This window comes from Tsukamurella sp. NPDC003166 (genome assembly GCF_040611135.1).
GTDB lineage: Bacteria > Actinomycetota > Actinomycetes > Mycobacteriales > Mycobacteriaceae > Tsukamurella.
The window spans coordinates 139,973-155,193 of the sequence record NZ_JBEXNL010000008.1 but is presented as its reverse complement, the minus strand read 5'-3'; the positions used below and the strand labels follow the sequence as shown (position 1 = coordinate 155,193).

Sequence of the window (15,221 nt, the reverse complement as noted above, 5' to 3'; positions counted from 1 at the left end):
GCCTCTCACAACGCGGTTCCACCACTGAGCCGGACGCCGATGTCCGTGATGACGTCGACCACCCGGGATTCGTCCAGCGCAACGGCACCCGCGAGCCACCGTGCCAGGACCTCGACGGTTCCCGCAACGACGAACCATGCTGTGACATCGGCCGTCTCGGCGCCCCGGTCGGCGTAGACGCCGGTGGCGAGCAGCTCGCTGAACACGCGGAACTCCTGGTGCCGACGCCGTTCGAGCACCGCCGACCGCGAGGCCTCCTCGAACAGGCGGGCCTGCCGGGGGTCCTCCGCGAGCGTGCGCGCCAGGGTCTCGACGGTGCGCCGCACCCGCTCCGCGACCTCCTCGGCGTCGAGAGCCTCGGCGACCCGCTCGCGGATGACGTCCAACAGTCCGTCGAGCGCGGCGAGCAGGATCTGCTCGCGATCGGCGAAGGCCTCGTAGAAGTACCGCTTGGACAGGCCGGCCCGCGCGACGACGGTGTCGGCGGTGACGGATTCGACGCCGCCCTCGCCCACCTCGTCGAGGCAGGCCTCGAGTAGCCGCGCGCGCCGCGCGGACCGTCGTTCCTCCGCGCTGACGCCGCGCCAGGGTCGCACCACCTCGTCCATGGACTCAATCTTGACACAAGTTCGTTCCTAGTTCATCGTCATTGTAGGAACACAGTCGTTTCTACTTTGAGGAACAGGACCCATGGAGACGCTCATGACATCCGCATCGACCGTCCACGACGACGCCCTGATCAGCGCGGGAGCGCTCCGCCGCCGGATGGATGCGCTCGACCCCGTCGTCGATCACGAGGAGCTCACCCGGCTGAGCCTGGAGGTCAAGTACGGCGACGGCCTGTTCGTGCACGCCGCGTACACGGTCGCCTTCGCGCGGCAGGTGGCGGTTCCGTCGATCGCACGCATCGTCCACCGCAGGGGCACCGGCGACATGATGAAGGACGTCCGGCGCCGCAACGACGACACGCTGGTCTTCTTCGGCGAGATGCTGCGCAACGGTCACAGCTCCGCAGCCGGCCGCGCCGCCGTCGACCGCATGGAGTCGATCCACGCCCACTTCGGCATCACCGACGACGACAAGCGCTACACGCTCGCATCGCTCGCGTTCGAACCCGACCGCATCGCCGAGAACCTCGGCCTGCATCTGTTCACCGGGGGCGAACGCCTGGCCCGCTTCCTCTTCTGGCGCGGCATCGGCGAACTCATGGGCCTCGACGTGCCCGAGCGCCGCAGCGAGTTCCTCGACTGGGCGCTGGCCTACGAGTGCCGCTACGCCTACACCGAGAGCGGGCGAGCCCTGGTCGACCAGCTCTCCGTGGACTGGCGCGAGCGCTGGTTCCCCGGCCGCACGGCCCGCTACGCCGACCCCGTCCTGTTCAGCATCTACGGCCCGCAGCTGTGCGCCACGCACCGGCTCGACGAGCCGACCGCGCGCACCCGCGCCCTCACCGCGCGTGCGATGAAGACCTACGCGCACTCCACGGCCACCCGCCCGCACCGGCTGGGCCGGTCGTGGGTGGACCACTTCGGCGGCGTTCACGGGCAACCCCTCGACATCGCCGACTACGGCTACCGTGCCCGTGCGAGAGCGCACGCATGAGTCGACAGCACAGCGGTGTCACGGCCACCGCGCCGCGCCGCGGCGGCCAGGGGCAGAGCGTGACGCCTCAGCCCAGCGGCCGGAAGCCCACCGCGTGCCGAAACCCGCCACGCGGCTCGGTGGCCGAAGCGACCTGCGCCCGGGCCTGCTCGATGACGGGCGTGGTCGGGTCGAGCACGGACAGGTACTGTCGATGCTCGGCGAGCGACTCCACCGCCCGCTCCACGAAACCGGACACGTCGACGATCAGCGTGGGCTCCGGCGCCGTCTGGAAAGCGCGGACGCCCGTGCCCGCCACAGATTCCGCCACCGCCCGGGTGAACTCCATGTGGTCGGACTGGTTCGGCACGCCGTTGCCCCAGTCGGGACCACCCCACAGCGTGATCACGATGTCGGGCGAGTACCGGGACAGCGACTTCGCGATCGAGGTCCGCAGTTCCTCGGTGTTGCGGAGCTGCGAGTCCGGGTAGCCCCAGAACCGCACCTCGTCGACCCCGACGACGGCGGCGGACCGTCGTTGCTCCTCCTCGCGGACCGGGCCTGCAGTGCCGGGCGACATGCCCTCGATCCCCGCCTCGCCGGACGTGGCGAGGCCGTACAGCACCGTCTTGCCCTGGGACGTCCAGCGCGCGACCGCCGCGGCCATCCCGTACTCCGGGTCGTCCGGGTGCGCCACCAGCACCAGGGCGGTGGACCAGTCCTCGGGGAACACTTCCGGCTCGGGCGAGGTCGCGTCTGCCATGGCCCCACGGTAGCGGGGGCGTGCGGTCAGCGCAGCAACTCGACCGACACCCCGTCCGCGAAGCGATAGGGCTGCGCGGCGATGAGACCGGACAGGACGCGGCGGAGCCGCGAGATCTCCGCGCGCACTGTCACCACCCGCGAGCCGTCACCGAAGATCGACGACGCGAGCTGCGAGGCCGTGTGCCCCGCACCATCCGCAAGCAGCTCGAGGATCTGCGCGTGCCGCGGCGTGAGCTGGTGCCGCCACTGCCCACCGGAACCCACGACGCTGACCTCGGGCGAGCGATCGGCGCGCAGGTCGACGGTGACCCGGGTGCGCTCGAGGGAGCCCGTGTGGTCGACGGGTCGCAGCAGCCACCCGCCCGGGAGCGGTTCGACGGCGCACTCCCCCAGCTCCGGCAGCCACAGGTGCGAGCCGTCCATCACGTCGGGCAGGGTGACCCGCGCCCGCGGCGAGAGCTGCCCGACGGCGGCGACCCAGCCGTGCGGATCCACGACGAGGCCCGGCCCCGGCATTCCGGCGAGCAGCGGGGCCGCGACGGTGCGCAGTTGGTCCAGCCCCGCGAGGTGGGATTCGTGCAGGCGGGACTCGGCCAGCCGGGCGACGGTGGCCACCAGGGCCAGGGTGGTCGGGTGAACGGTGGACGCCGGGCCGCTGACGTCGACGACGCCGAGCAGCTTGCCGGTGCGCCGGTCGCGGATCGGGGCCGCGGAGCAGGTCCAGGGGTGCTGGCTCCGGGCGAAGTGCTCGGCCGAGAAGGTCTGGACGGCGCTGCGCGCCGCGAGTGCGGTGCCGATCGCATTCGTGCCCACGTCGCTCTCCGACCACGCGGCACCCTCGACGAACCCGAGGTTGTCGGCCTGGCGGAGCACCCTCGACGGTCCGCCGCGCCACAGGATGGTGCCCTCGGCGTCGGCCACCACGAGGATGCTGGAGCCGGCCTCGGTGAGCGGGGCGAGCCCGCTGGTGAACTCCTCGATCATCCCGGCGAGCCCGGACTCGCGCCGCAATCGGGCCAGGTCGGCGGCGTGGATCGCCGGTCCCGCATCGTCGTCGGGCCGGAGGCCTGCAGCCCGCACCCGGTCCCACGAGTCGCCGATCACCTCCCGCGGGCGAGCCGGCGGGCGTTCACCCGACATCGTCGCGTCGTAGACCTGGGCGAGCAGCCGCGCATAGCTGCGCGGATCGTCGCCGAGAGCCACCGCGGGCTCGACCGTCTGTCCCACCCCTCGATTGTGCCTCAACTCACACTTCGAGACGGGCGTGCCCCCGCTTTCGCCGATCGCGTCGTCACATCTGCAACGGGACGCAACCCTTGCCGCACCCCTTGCGTCGGGCGTGTGATTCACACCACAGCACGACCTCCAGTCCCGATTCGAAGGAGCAGACATGACCGCTATCGCGGATGCCGAACAGACCACCGCCGCCGATCCCCAGCAGCGGATCGACGCCTGGCTCCAGCAGTTCGACGCCGCGCTCGCGGCGCGCGACGTCGACGCCGTCACCGAGCTGTTCGAGCCCGGCGCCTTCTGGCGCGACCTGGTGTCCTTCACCTGGAACCTCAACACCAGCGAGGGCCGCGACCAGATCCGCGCGATGCTCACCGAACGCCTCGACGACACCGCGCCGGGCGGATTCGCCACCACGGACCCGGCGAGCGGCGAGGAGGTCGCGGAAGCGTTCATCGAATTCGAGACCGGCGTCGGCCGCGGCAAGGGCCACCTGCGGATCCGGGAGGGCGAGGACGGCGTCGACCGCGCCTGGACCCTCCTGACCACGCTGCGCGAGCTCAAGGGCCACGAGGAGTCGTTCGGCGTACGCCGCCCGATGGGCGCCGTACACGGGGCCCACGTGGAGGCACCCACCTGGGCCGAGCGTCGCGAACGCGAGGAGGCCGAGCTGGGCCGCACGGTCCAGCCCGACACCCTGGTCATCGGCGGCGGCCAGGGCGGTATCGCCCTCGGCGCCCGCCTGCGCCAGCTCGGCGTGCCGGCGCTCGTCGTCGACAAGTACGACCGTCCCGGCGACCAGTGGCGCGGCCGGTACAAGTCGCTCTGCCTGCACGACCCGGTCTGGTACGACCACCTCCCCTACCTGCCCTTCCCGGCCAACTGGCCCGTCTTCGCCCCCAAGGACAAGATCGGCGACTGGTTGGAGATGTACACCCGCGTCATGGAGGTGCCGTACTGGTCGCGCACCGAGGCCCTCTCGGCGTCGTACGACGAGGCGAAGGCCGAGTGGACCGTCGAGGTGAACAAGGACGGCGAGCGCCTGACCCTGCACCCGAAGCAGCTCGTCCTCGCGACCGGCATGTCCGGCAAGCCGAACATCCCCGACTTCCCCGGGATGGACGTCTTCCAGGGCGAGCAGCACCACTCGAGCAAGCACCCGGGGCCGGACGCCTACGCGGGCAAGAAGGTCGTGATCATCGGCGCGAACAACTCCGCGCTCGACATCAGCAAGGCCCTCGTCGAGGCCGGCGCCGAGGTCACGATGGTGCAGCGCAGCTCCACCCACATCATCAAGTCCGAGTCGCTCATGGAGCACGGTCTGGGCGATCTGTACAGCGAGCGCGCGGTCGCGAACGGCGTGACCACCGACAAGGCCGACATGATCTTCGCCTCGCTGCCCTACAAGATCATGAACGAGTTCCAGAAGCCGATCTACGACAAGGTCCGCGAGATCGACGCCGACTTCTATCGTGGACTCGAGGACGCGGGCTACGAGCTGGACTTCGGCGACGACGACTCGGGTCTGTTCATGAAGTACCTGCGCCGCGGCTCGGGCTACTACATCGACGTCGGCGCCGCCGGCCTCATCATCGACGGCTCGATCAAGCTCGCCAAGGGCGGCGTGGAGCGGCTGACGGAGAACAGCGTCGTCCTGAAGGACGGCACAGAGCTGCCCGCCGACCTCGTGGTATACGCGACCGGCTACGGCTCGATGAACGGCTGGGCCGCCGACCTCATGGGCCAGGAGACCGCCGACACGCTGGGCAAGTGCTGGGGCCTGGGCTCCGACACCACCAAGGATCCGGGGCCGTGGGAGGGCGAGCAGCGCAACATGTGGAAGCCCACGCAGGTACCCGGCCTGTGGATGATGGGCGGCAACCTGCACCAGTCGCGGCACTACTCGCTGTACCTGGCGCTGCAGCTCAAGGCCCGCTACGAGGGCATCGACACCCCCGTGTATCGGCTGGCCGAGGTCCATCACACCAGCTGATCACCCCATAGACCCCGGCCCCGGCGGTAGCACGTGCACCGCCGGGGCCGGTTCCATGTCCGGGTGAGGATCAGCGCAGGACGGCACCCACCGCGTCGGCCGCGCGCGCGACCGCGGCGTCGCGCGCGGCGGACGCCTCGTCCTCCGTGAGGGTCCGATCGCCCGCGCGGAACCGCAACGAGAAGGCCATGGACTTGCGACCCTCACCCACCTGCGCGCCGGTGAACACGTCGAACAGCGAGATCGCCTCGAGGAGCTCCCCGGCACCGTCGGCCAGGGCGGACCGTACGGCCTCCGCCGGGACCGCCTGGTCCACGACGACGGCAACGTCCTGCAGCACCGCGGGGAACGGCGAGACCACGGGGGCCGGCAGGTTCTCCGCCAGCGGGATCGCGTCCAGGTCCAACTCGACGGCGCAGGTGCGGGCCGGGAGCCCGGCGCGCTCGAGAACGGCCGGGTGCAGCTCGCCCGCGTGGCCCACGACGGTGTCGCCGACGAGGACCTCGGCGCACCGTCCGGGGTGGAAGGGCGCGAACTGCGCCGATCGCAGGGTCAGCTCGACATTGCTCGCACGGCCGATCTCGCGGACCGCCTCGAAGGCGTCGGTGGCGTCCGCGGGCCGCGCCGCACCCCAGGGACCGGACGTGCCGCGCAGCCCGGAGAAGACGAGCGCGATGTGCTCCGGCTGGCTCGGCAGCGAGGCGTTGAGCTCATCGATCTGCTCCGCGGTGGGGCGACGATCGACGGGGATCGGGTCGACGGCGACGGTCTTCTCGGTGGGCAGCACGACCTCGGCGATCGTGTACAGCGCGAGGTCGCGCTGGCCGCGGGAGACATTGCGGGCCAGGATCTCCAGCAGGCCCGGGAGCAGGGTCGTCGCAAGCGACGGACGGTCCGACTCCAGCGGGTTGAGCACCTTCGTCGTGTTCCGGCGCGGATCGTCGGCGTCGAGGCCCCACGTGTCGAACACGTCGGCGGGCAGGAACGGGCTGGTCAGCACCTCGACGTGGCCGGTGTGCGCGAGCGAGCGGCTCACGACGCGGCGGCGGCGCTGGCGCGCGTTGAGTCCGCGCCCGCCCGGCGCGGCGGGCAGCACCGGCGGGATCTGCTCCAGCCCCTCGAGCCGCAGCACCTCCTCGACCAGGTCGGCGACCATGGTCAGGTCGGGACGCCAGGTGGGCGGGGTCACCGTCAGGCTGCTCTCCCCCTGCACGGAACAACCGATCTGGGTCAGGCGGCGCACCGTCGTACCCGGAGCGTAGGTGATGCCGGCGACGCGGTCCGGACGGTCCGCCGCGATGGTGATCTGCGGGCGCTCGTCGTAGGAGCCCAGGTCCGTGATCTCGCCCACGACGGTGCCGCCGGCGATCTCGGTGAGCAGGCGGGCCGCCTCGCGGACCGTCCACACGGAGATCGCGGGGTCGACGGTGCGCTCGTAGCGCTTGGCGGCGTCCGAGCTGAGCTTGTGTCGCTTGCCGGTGCGGAACACCTTGACGGGGTTCCAGATCGCGCCCTCGAGGATGACGTTCACGGTCGCGTCGCCGACCTCGGTGGTGGCGCCGCCCATGACGCCGGCGAGCGACACGGGCCCGGAATCGTCGACGATGACCGCGTCCTCGGGGTCGAGCTTGCGAGTCACGTGGTCGATGGTCTCCAGGGTCTCGCCCGGGCGCGACGCGCGCACCGTCAGACCGCCCTGGACGAGGTCGGCGTCGAAGGCGTGCAGCGGCTGGCCGGTCAGCAGCATCAGGTAGTTGGTCACGTCGACCGCGGCGCTGATCGGACGCACGCCGGAGGTGAGCAGGCGGCGCTGCAGCCACCACGGGCTCACGGCCTTCGGGTCGATGCCCTCCACGCGCAGCGCGGTGAAGCGCGTACAGCCGGACTCGGGCTCGACGGTGACGTCGACGCCGCCTTTGCCGCTCCCGGCCTTCGCCGACGGGGTGGTGATATCGGTGAACGGCAGGTCGTAGCCGCAGGCCAGCTCGCGCGCGAGGCCGCGGACGGAGAAGGCGTAACCGCGGTCGGGCGTCACGTTCAACTCGATGACGGTGTCGTCCATGCCGAGCACGGCCTTGGCGTCGTCGCCGGGCTGTGCAGTGCCCGCGGGCAGCACGAGGATGCCCGAGTGGTCGGTGCCGAGGCCGAGCTCGGAGACGGAGCAGATCATGCCGTCGGAGGTGTGGTCGTACGTCTGGCGGGTGGCGATCGCGAAGCCGCCGGGCAGCACGGCGCCGGGCAGCGCCGCGACGATGAGATCGCCCTCGGCGAAGTTGCGGGCGCCGCAGACGATGTCGCGCGGCTCGGCCTCCCCGACGTCGACCTGGCAGAACCGGATCGGCTTGCGGAAGTTCGTGAGCTCCTCGATCGCCACGACGCGGCCGATCTTCAGCGGGCCGGTCACGGTGTCGAGCGAGTCGAGCTCCTCGACCTCGAAGCCGACGCGGACGAACCCCGCGTCCAGCTCGTCGGCGGTGACGCCCCAGTCCGGGGTGTCGCGGCGGAGGATCTCGGTGAGCCATGACTGTGCAACGCGCACGGTGGAAGTCCTTCTCCTGGGTGAGTCTGGTGAGCGGGGGCTGGTCCGGCGCTAGCCGCGGACGCCGAAGGGCAGGGTGAAGCGGACGTCGCCCTCGACGATGTCGCGCATGTCCGAGAGGCCGGTCCGGAACTGCAGGGTGCGCTCGAGGCCCATGCCGAAGGCGAAGCCGGAGTACTCCTCGGGATCGATGCCGCAGGCGCGCAGCACGTTCGGGTTGACCATGCCGCATCCGCCCCACTCGATCCAGCCCGCGCCGCCCTTCTTGTTCGGGAACCACACGTCCACCTCGGCCGACGGTTCCGTGAAGGGGAAGTAGTTCGGCCGCATGCGGGTGGTGGTCTCGGGGCCGAACATCGCCTTGGCGAAGGCCTCGAGGGTGCCGCGCAGGTGCGCCATCGTCAGGCCCTTGTCGACCGCGAGGCCCTCGACCTGGCTGAACACGGGGGTGTGGGTGGCATCCAACTCGTCGGTCCGGAAGGTGCGGCCGGGGCAGGCCACGTAGATCGGCACGTCGCGGGTGAGCATGGAGCGCACCTGCACCGGGGAGGTGTGGGTGCGCAGCACCTGCCGCGAGCCCTCGGGCGCGACGTAGAAGGTGTCCTGCATGGAGCGGGCCGGGTGGTCCGGGAGGAAGTTGAGCGCGTCGAAGTTGAAGTGCTCGGTCTCGACCTCGGGCCCCTCGGCGATCTCCCAGCCGATGCCGACGAAGAAGTCGGCGACCTCGTCCGCGATGATGCTGACGGGGTGCCGGGCACCCTGCGGGGCGCGGGCCGAGGGCAGCGTCACGTCGATCGACTCGGAGACGAGGACCGCCGCGTCGCGCTCGGCGTCGAGGACGGCCTTGCGCTGCTCGTAGGCGGCGCGGGCGCGCCCCTGCGCGACGTTGACCCGCTTACCCGCGTCCTTGCGGTCCTCCTTGGGGATGGACCCGAGCGCCCGCTTGCTCAGCGCGAGCGGAGACTTCTCGCCCAGGTGCGCGAGCCGAGCGACGTTGAGGGCCTCGAGGTCGGACGCTGCGTCGAACGCCCGCGCGGCCTCGTCGGCGAAGGCGTCGAGCGCCGCTTCGCTGAGGTCATCGACAGGGGTGAGCTGGTCTTCCGACACTTCTCTGGGCTCCTCGCTGGGGGTGGGACGGTACCCGTCCAGCGTAGTCGACGGTGTTTCGGGACCGGAAACGCATTACCGCTGGTCCGCGCCCGCCGTCAGCGATCGTGCTCGGCCAGCCACGCCCGGACCACCGTCTTGGGCGCGCACGCGCACCACGCGTCCTCGATGACCTCACGCAGTTCGTCGCGCGAGATCTCCCCGAGCCGGGAGGCCCGGATCAGGACCGCGTTGTAGCCGTCGAAGTGCGGCGTGGTGAAGAACGGCCCGTCGGCCTGAACCAGCGCGAGCTTGTCGGACTCGTCCGGCGTGCGGATCAGGATCACGTCGTCGAGGCGCGCACCGTCACCGTCGACTGCGTCGGGTCGCGGTGATCGATTGCCGCAGAAGACCTTCTTGCTCACCTGCCACGCGGGCCTGCCGCCCCACCCGGCGATCTCGACGACCCGCGGCAGCGCCTGCGCGATCGCCGCCACGTCCTCGACCCGCGCAGCTCTAGCCATGAACCCGACGGTACGCCCGATCAGTGCGGTCGGTTTCCTGCGGGATCCGTGGCTTTTCGACCGCACTCACAGTCGCCGTCGCCCGCGCACCGGCGAGGGCACCGACGAACATGGCCGCGGCCCGCCACCCCGCCGGCGAGCCGATCCCCTCCTTGGCCATCAGCAGCACCGCGACGCCGGCGACGCACACCAGCGCCCCGACCACCGCGCCGCGCGGGCCGCGCGCCGTTACCCGGTCGTCCCACCACCGCAGACGGCGGTGCTCCAGCGGCGAGAGCAGCACGAACAGCGCGAACATCACCACCGCGAAGACCGCGGCGCGCAGCGCCATCAGCCCCCAGAATCCGCTCTGGTGCGGATCGGTCGCGTCAACGCCCAGGTAGTGCAGGCCGATGGCCGCGACGGCGATCGCGGGGATGTGCCAGAGGTAGAGCGTCATCGCTCCCCCGTTGCCGACGGCCACCGGGTACCAGACGCGCGGGCGCCGCGCCCAGCGCCCGATCGCCGGCGCGGCGACGACGAACAGCAGGCTCACCCACACGCAGTGCAGGCCGAGGAGCAGCGTCGGCGGCGTGGTGTTAGAGAAGGTCTCGGCGCCGGTGACCACGAGCGGTACGTCGTAGGGCCCCGCCACCACCGCGACCACGGCTCCCACGAACGCCAGCGCCGCCACCACCAGCGCCACCCGGGTCGGGATCATCCTCCGCGCGTACGCAACGCCGATGACCACGGGAATCAGCCACACGACGAGGAAATTCGGGAATCCCCACTCGATCGCCCCGGTGGCGAGCAGCGCACCGTCGAACCCGGCGGACGCGACGAGCAGCCCCACGGCGACCACGGCCAGGCCGGCCCGGCCGAGGCGCATCAGCAGCGGGACGAACGCCAGCACCAGCAGGTACACGCCGACGAACCAGAGCAGCGCGACGCTTTCCTGGCCGAGCCGGCTCGCGCTGGACTCGCCCGCGACCGCGCGCACGGCGAGCAGCGTCAGCGACCAGAAGGCGAGGTACCAGAACACCGGTCGCGCGAGCCGCTGCGCGCGACTCAGCAGCCACCCGCCCCACGGCGTGTCCGGCTTCACCCCGTAGGCGCTACTGGCTGCGCCGGCGAGGAAGAACAACGGCATGACCTGCAGGATCCAGGTGATCGGCTGCAGCGATGGGTCCGCGCCGAGGGTGTTGCCGACCCACACGCCCGACCGGGTGATGGTCGCGAGCAGGAGCGCGCAGTGGCCGAACATCACGACGAGCAGGCTCACGATGCGCGCGACGTCGACGGCGCGGTCGCGGGTGTGCGGCGTGCCGTCGACGACGACGGTGCGGGAGGGCAACAGTCTCATGTCCACCATGCTCCCCGCCCGCGGGGCCTCGCGGATGAGTAGTCCTACCCGGAAGCGGTGAGGACCTACCCCCGATTCTGCACGCGGGAGCTCGCGTACAGGCAGATCGACGCGGCGGTGGCGAGGTTCAGCGACTCGGCGCGACCCCGGATGGGGATCGCGACGCGGTGGTCGGCGAGTGCCTGCAGTTCGCGGGACAGGCCGTGCGCCTCGTTGCCGAACAGCCAGGCGGTGGGCCCGGCGAGCAGATCATCGGCGTCGTCGAGCGAGACCTCGCCGTCCGCGGCGGTGGCGAGGACGGTCAGGCCGGAGGCCTTGAGGTGTGCGATCGCGACCTCGGGGTCGCGTTCCTGCACCACCGGCAGGTGGAAGACGGAGCCCGCGGACGCCCGCACGACCTTCCCGTTCATCGGGTCGACGGTGTCCCCGGCGAGCAGGACCGCGTCGGCGCCGACGGCGTCCGCGACTCGGATGACGGTGCCGGCGTTGCCCGGCTCGGCGACGTCGACGGGGACGGCGACCAGCCGCGCACCGTCGGGCACGCGGGCATCGGGCAGGGCCCGGCAGACCGCCACGATCCCCGGCGGGGTGACGGTGTCCGACAGCCCGCGCATGGCGCGGTCGGTCACGTACGCCTCGCGGCCGGTGAGCAGGCCGGGGTACCGCTCGGCGCCCTCCTCCGTGACGTACAGCTCGACGACGAGGCCCGCCTCGAGCGCGGAGGTGACGGCGTTGGAGCCCTCAGCGAGGAAGAGTCCGGCCTTCCTGCGGCCCGCAGCACGCAGGAGCTTGGATGCAGCAACGACCCGCGGGGTCCGCTCCGTGAAGAGCTGGTCCGCGGGTCGCTGCGGGGGGTGCGTCAAGACTTACGCGGCGGGCGCGTTCACGTCGGCCGGGAGCGCCTTGCGGGCGACCTCGACGATCGCGGCGAACGCGGCGGGATCGGACACGGCGATCTCGGCCAGGTTCTTGCGGTCCACCTCGACGCCGGCCAGGTTGAGGCCCTGGATCAGGCGGTTGTAGGTCATGTCGTTGGCCCGCGCGGCGGCGTTGATGCGGGTGATCCACAGCTTGCGGAAGTCGCCCTTGCGCGCGCGGCGGTCGCGGTACGCGTAGGTCAGCGAGTGGAGCTGCTGCTCCTTGGCCTTGCGGTACAGCCGCGAGCGCTGGCCGCGGTAGCCCTTCGAGGCCTCGAGGATGGAACGACGCTTCTTCTGAGCGTTCACTGCGCGCTTGACGCGTGCCATAGGTCTTCGTCCTTACGTGTGAAAAGTTCTAGCGGGTGATGCGGAGCGGCTTACTTGCCGAGCAGCTTCTTGACGCGACGCACGTCGGCAGGGGCCACCTCGGCCACACCGTCGAGGCGACGGGTCACGCGCGAGCTCTTGTGCTCGAGGAGGTGGCGACGGCCGGCCTTCTGGCGCAGCACCTTCCCGCTACCCGAGAGCTTGAAGCGCTTCGCGGTACCGCTGTGGGTCTTGTTCTTCGGCATGTCTCGTCTCGTTTCTTCTGTGATTCTTCAGCTGGTTCGCGACGTGAGTCGCTTACCCCGCCGGAGCCTCGGGCGCAGCGGGCCGCGCCACCGGGGCTTCCTTGTCCTGTTGCGCCTTGGCGCGGGTCTTCGCACCCTTGTGCGGGGCGAGGACCATGGTCATGTTGCGGCCGTCCTGCTTCGCGGACGTCTCGACGAAGCCGTACTCGGCCACGTCGGCGCCCAGGCGCTGCAGAAGACGGAAACCCAGCTCGGGACGCGACTGTTCGCGACCGCGGAACATGATCGTGACCTTGACCTTGGAGCCCTGCTCCAGGAACCGGACGACGTGCCCCTTCTTGGTCTCGTAGTCGTGGTCGTCGATCTTCGGGCGGAGCTTCTGCTCCTTGATCACGGTCAACTGCTGGTTCTTGCGGGACTCGCGCAGCTTCTGTGCGGCCTCGTACTTGAACTTGCCGTAGTCCATGATCTTGCACACGGGCGGACGGGCATTGGGTGCCACCTCGACCAAGTCGAGGTCCGCCTCGTACGCCAGCTTGAGCGCATCTTCAACCCGCACGATCCCGACCTGCTCTCCGCCGGGGCCGACGAGCCGGACCTCAGGGACGCGGATCTGACCGTTGGTGCGTGTCTCAGTGCTGATGGGGCCTCCTCATATAGGTACTCGCGACGCGTGCGAGCGGTCTTCACTCGTAGACCGCCGCGCAGCTTCAGGCCCTGCTCTCACACAGCGAAAAGGCCCCGACCAGGTGATTCACACCTGGCGGGGCCCACACCGACCGATTCGGGCCGCGCCAGCATGCACCGACGATCAACCCCTCCTCCAACGAGGAGACCGCGCGTAATATTCCTGACGGACATCACCGCGGCGACCGGACCAGCCGACCGAAGATCGACGTGGTGGGAGTGGACTCCACTTGCTGCCCCGGCTCAAGGCCGGAGCGGTCGCACATGACAGTGTAACAGTCGTGAGTGAGAATCCGAATTCGTCCCCCGAGCCCGACACACTGGAACGCCTGGTCGCAGACTCACCGTCGATCGAGGTCATCTCCAGCGCCTGGATGCTGCTGATGAGCGCCGCGGCGGAGAAGCTGGGGCTCACCGGCGCCGAAGCCACCGTCGAGCACGACGCCCAGGCGACCTTCGATCCCCGCAACAGCCCCCACTTCGACCTCGACGAGGCCCGCCGCCTGATCACCGCGCTCGCCGGCCTGACCACGGCTTCCGTCGAATACCTCGGACCACACGCCGGCCCGTACCGGGACGGCCTCAAATCCTTGCAGCTCGCCTTCCGCGAATACAGCACCTACCCCGACGAGCCCGGCCAGGGCCCCGGCGAGAAGTACACGGGACCGGTGTACGGCTAAACCTCAGGGTTATCCCCCAAGAACACCCTGACCTGTGTAAATAGGTCTAGTGTTCCAGGTCACACGGGGCGTACGGTGCTCGTATGAAACGGATGAGAACGCTCGCGGCCGGCGTACTGGTCGCTGCAGGAGTACTGGCTCCACTCGGGGGCGTCACCGCTGCGACAGCGTCGGCCGCCCCCACCCCCGCGGTCTCGCACCCCGGGCACGGGTGGTGCGAACAGGGGCGGTGGGTCGGCGGCTACTGGACCCAGGGCCGCTGGCACCCGGGCTGGTGGCAGGCCGGGTACTGGCGGCCGGGCTGGGTCGACCGGTGGGGCTGGCACCCGGGCTACTGGGTGCAGCCGCAGTGGCATCCCGGTTGGTTCGAGCAGGGTCGCTGGGTCCCGGGCCACTGGGAACCGGGCCGCTGCTACCCGCACCGCTGAACCGACCCGGCCGACTGGACACGAACGGGCCTTCCGCCGCATCCCCCGCGACGGAAGGCCCGTTCGTCGTTCGCACGGCGAGCCGACACCGCCGTGGGCATCACCGAAAGCGCGTAACGTGACGACCATGGGCGATGAATCGCGGCAGTCGGTGTTCCCCAACCTGCGGTACGCGGACCCCGGAACAGCGATCACCTTCCTCGACGCCGCCTTCGGTTTCACGACGCACTTCGTCGTCGAAACCGGAGACGGTGTCGAGCACGCCCAACTCCGGGTCGGCGACGACCTGGTGTTCCTCGGCCGCGCGCACGGCGGCGACCGGTACGGGATGGGAACCCCGGGCACCTTGGGAGGCTCGACGGTGGCGCTGTGCGTCCGGGTCCCGGATCACTCTCTCGACGCGCATGCTCAGCGGGCGGAAACCGCAGGCGCCCGGATCCTGAACCCGGTGCACGCCTCGCTCGCGGGGGTGCGCGAGTACTCGTGCGCGGATCCCGAGGGCCACGTCTGGACCTTCAGCGATTACAGCGGCGAGTAGCAGACCCACCAGGAAGACGAACGGGCCTTCCATCGCATCCCCGCGACGGAAGGCCCGTTCGTCGTTCCGCGCGCCGTGCGCGCGGCGACCTCAGGCTGCCAGCAGCGCCTTGATCCGGTCCGGGCGGAAGCCCGACCAGTGGTCGGCACCGTCGATCACAACGACGGGCGCCTGCAGGTAACCGAGCGCGAGGACGTACTCCCGCGCCTCCTCATCAACACTGATGTCGACCGCGGTGTACTCGACACCGGCCTTGTCGAGCGCGCGGTAGGTCGCCGTGCACTGCACGCACGCGGGCTTGGTGTAGACGGTCACGTTGCTCATGCCTTCAACACT

At 70.6% G+C, this 15,221-nt stretch carries 17 protein-coding genes; 5 read left to right on the top strand and 12 right to left on the bottom strand.

Annotated features, from left to right (window positions below; genetic code table 11):
• Positions 1-5 precede the first annotated feature (5 nt).
• Positions 6-608, bottom strand: coding sequence for a TetR/AcrR family transcriptional regulator (locus ABZX10_RS11915; protein WP_355539236.1), 603 nt, complete (start codon positions 606-608; stop codon positions 6-8).
• A gap of 94 nt (positions 609-702) precedes the next feature.
• Here ABZX10_RS11915 and ABZX10_RS11910 point away from each other — a divergent pair, with 94 nt between their 5' ends.
• Positions 703-1,602, top strand: a complete 900-nt coding sequence (locus tag ABZX10_RS11910; protein ID WP_355539233.1) for a DUF2236 domain-containing protein — start codon at positions 703-705, stop codon at positions 1,600-1,602.
• A 67-nt stretch (positions 1,603-1,669) separates the two neighbouring features.
• On the opposite strand, the gene ABZX10_RS11905 is transcribed toward ABZX10_RS11910, so the two are convergent.
• A complete protein-coding gene (locus ABZX10_RS11905; protein ID WP_355539230.1) occupies positions 1,670-2,344 on the bottom strand; it encodes a PIG-L family deacetylase in 675 nt (224 codons plus the stop codon).
• A gap of 26 nt (positions 2,345-2,370) precedes the next feature.
• Positions 2,371-3,573 carry a GAF domain-containing protein gene (locus tag ABZX10_RS11900; RefSeq protein WP_355539227.1) on the bottom strand — a complete coding sequence of 401 codons (1,203 nt, stop codon included), beginning with the start codon at positions 3,571-3,573 and terminating at the stop codon, positions 2,371-2,373.
• A gap of 163 nt (positions 3,574-3,736) precedes the next feature.
• On the opposite strand from ABZX10_RS11900, the gene ABZX10_RS11895 reads away from it, so the two are divergent.
• The gene (locus ABZX10_RS11895) at positions 3,737-5,569 is read left to right on the top strand and encodes an NAD(P)/FAD-dependent oxidoreductase (RefSeq protein ID WP_355539224.1); all 1,833 of its coding nucleotides are present in this window, start codon (positions 3,737-3,739) and stop codon (positions 5,567-5,569) included.
• 70 nt (positions 5,570-5,639) lie between these two features.
• Here the strand turns inward: ABZX10_RS11895 and pheT are convergent, their stop codons facing one another.
• From pheT to infC, 8 genes are all read right to left on the bottom strand, one after another.
• A complete protein-coding gene (gene pheT, locus ABZX10_RS11890) occupies positions 5,640-8,108 on the bottom strand; it encodes a phenylalanine--tRNA ligase subunit beta (protein WP_355539221.1) in 2,469 nt (822 codons plus the stop codon).
• A gap of 51 nt (positions 8,109-8,159) precedes the next feature.
• Positions 8,160-9,215 carry a phenylalanine--tRNA ligase subunit alpha gene (gene pheS, locus ABZX10_RS11885; RefSeq protein ID WP_355539218.1) on the bottom strand — a complete coding sequence of 352 codons (1,056 nt, stop codon included), beginning with the start codon at positions 9,213-9,215 and terminating at the stop codon, positions 8,160-8,162.
• Between the two features lie 98 nt (positions 9,216-9,313).
• Positions 9,314-9,718: an MmcQ/YjbR family DNA-binding protein gene (locus ABZX10_RS11880; protein WP_355539215.1), complete on the bottom strand. Its 405-nt coding sequence runs from the start codon at positions 9,716-9,718 to the stop codon at positions 9,314-9,316.
• Complete coding sequence (locus ABZX10_RS11875) at positions 9,711-11,069, bottom strand: acyltransferase (protein WP_355539212.1); 1,359 nt, start codon at positions 11,067-11,069, stop codon at positions 9,711-9,713. The genes ABZX10_RS11880 and ABZX10_RS11875 overlap by 8 nt, the downstream gene beginning before the upstream one ends.
• Positions 11,070-11,125: 56 nt before the next feature.
• Complete coding sequence (locus ABZX10_RS11870) at positions 11,126-11,923, bottom strand: RNA methyltransferase (RefSeq protein WP_355539209.1); 798 nt, start codon at positions 11,921-11,923, stop codon at positions 11,126-11,128.
• A gap of 3 nt (positions 11,924-11,926) precedes the next feature.
• Positions 11,927-12,307 carry a 50S ribosomal protein L20 gene (gene rplT / locus ABZX10_RS11865; RefSeq protein WP_355539206.1) on the bottom strand — a complete coding sequence of 127 codons (381 nt, stop codon included), beginning with the start codon at positions 12,305-12,307 and terminating at the stop codon, positions 11,927-11,929.
• A 50-nt stretch (positions 12,308-12,357) separates the two neighbouring features.
• Complete coding sequence (gene rpmI / locus ABZX10_RS11860; RefSeq protein ID WP_355539203.1) at positions 12,358-12,552, bottom strand: 50S ribosomal protein L35; 195 nt, start codon at positions 12,550-12,552, stop codon at positions 12,358-12,360.
• Positions 12,553-12,604: 52 nt separating this feature from the next.
• Positions 12,605-13,195, bottom strand: a complete 591-nt coding sequence (gene infC / locus ABZX10_RS11855) for a translation initiation factor IF-3 (protein WP_082777814.1) — start codon at positions 13,193-13,195, stop codon at positions 12,605-12,607.
• Between the two features lie 325 nt (positions 13,196-13,520).
• On the opposite strand from infC, the gene ABZX10_RS11850 reads away from it, so the two are divergent.
• The 3 genes from ABZX10_RS11850 to ABZX10_RS11840 all read left to right on the top strand — a co-directional run bounded on the left by ABZX10_RS11850 (position 13,521) and on the right by ABZX10_RS11840 (position 14,885).
• Positions 13,521-13,919, top strand: coding sequence for a recombinase RecA (locus ABZX10_RS11850; RefSeq protein WP_355539200.1), 399 nt, complete (start codon positions 13,521-13,523; stop codon positions 13,917-13,919).
• A gap of 83 nt (positions 13,920-14,002) precedes the next feature.
• Positions 14,003-14,347, top strand: coding sequence for a hypothetical protein (locus tag ABZX10_RS11845; protein WP_355539197.1), 345 nt, complete (start codon positions 14,003-14,005; stop codon positions 14,345-14,347).
• A gap of 127 nt (positions 14,348-14,474) precedes the next feature.
• Positions 14,475-14,885: a VOC family protein gene (locus ABZX10_RS11840; protein WP_355539194.1), complete on the top strand. Its 411-nt coding sequence runs from the start codon at positions 14,475-14,477 to the stop codon at positions 14,883-14,885.
• Positions 14,886-14,975: 90 nt separating this feature from the next.
• Here the strand turns inward: ABZX10_RS11840 and nrdH are convergent, their stop codons facing one another.
• Complete coding sequence (gene nrdH / locus ABZX10_RS11835) at positions 14,976-15,209, bottom strand: glutaredoxin-like protein NrdH (protein WP_355539191.1); 234 nt, start codon at positions 15,207-15,209, stop codon at positions 14,976-14,978.
• Positions 15,210-15,221 lie beyond the last annotated feature (12 nt).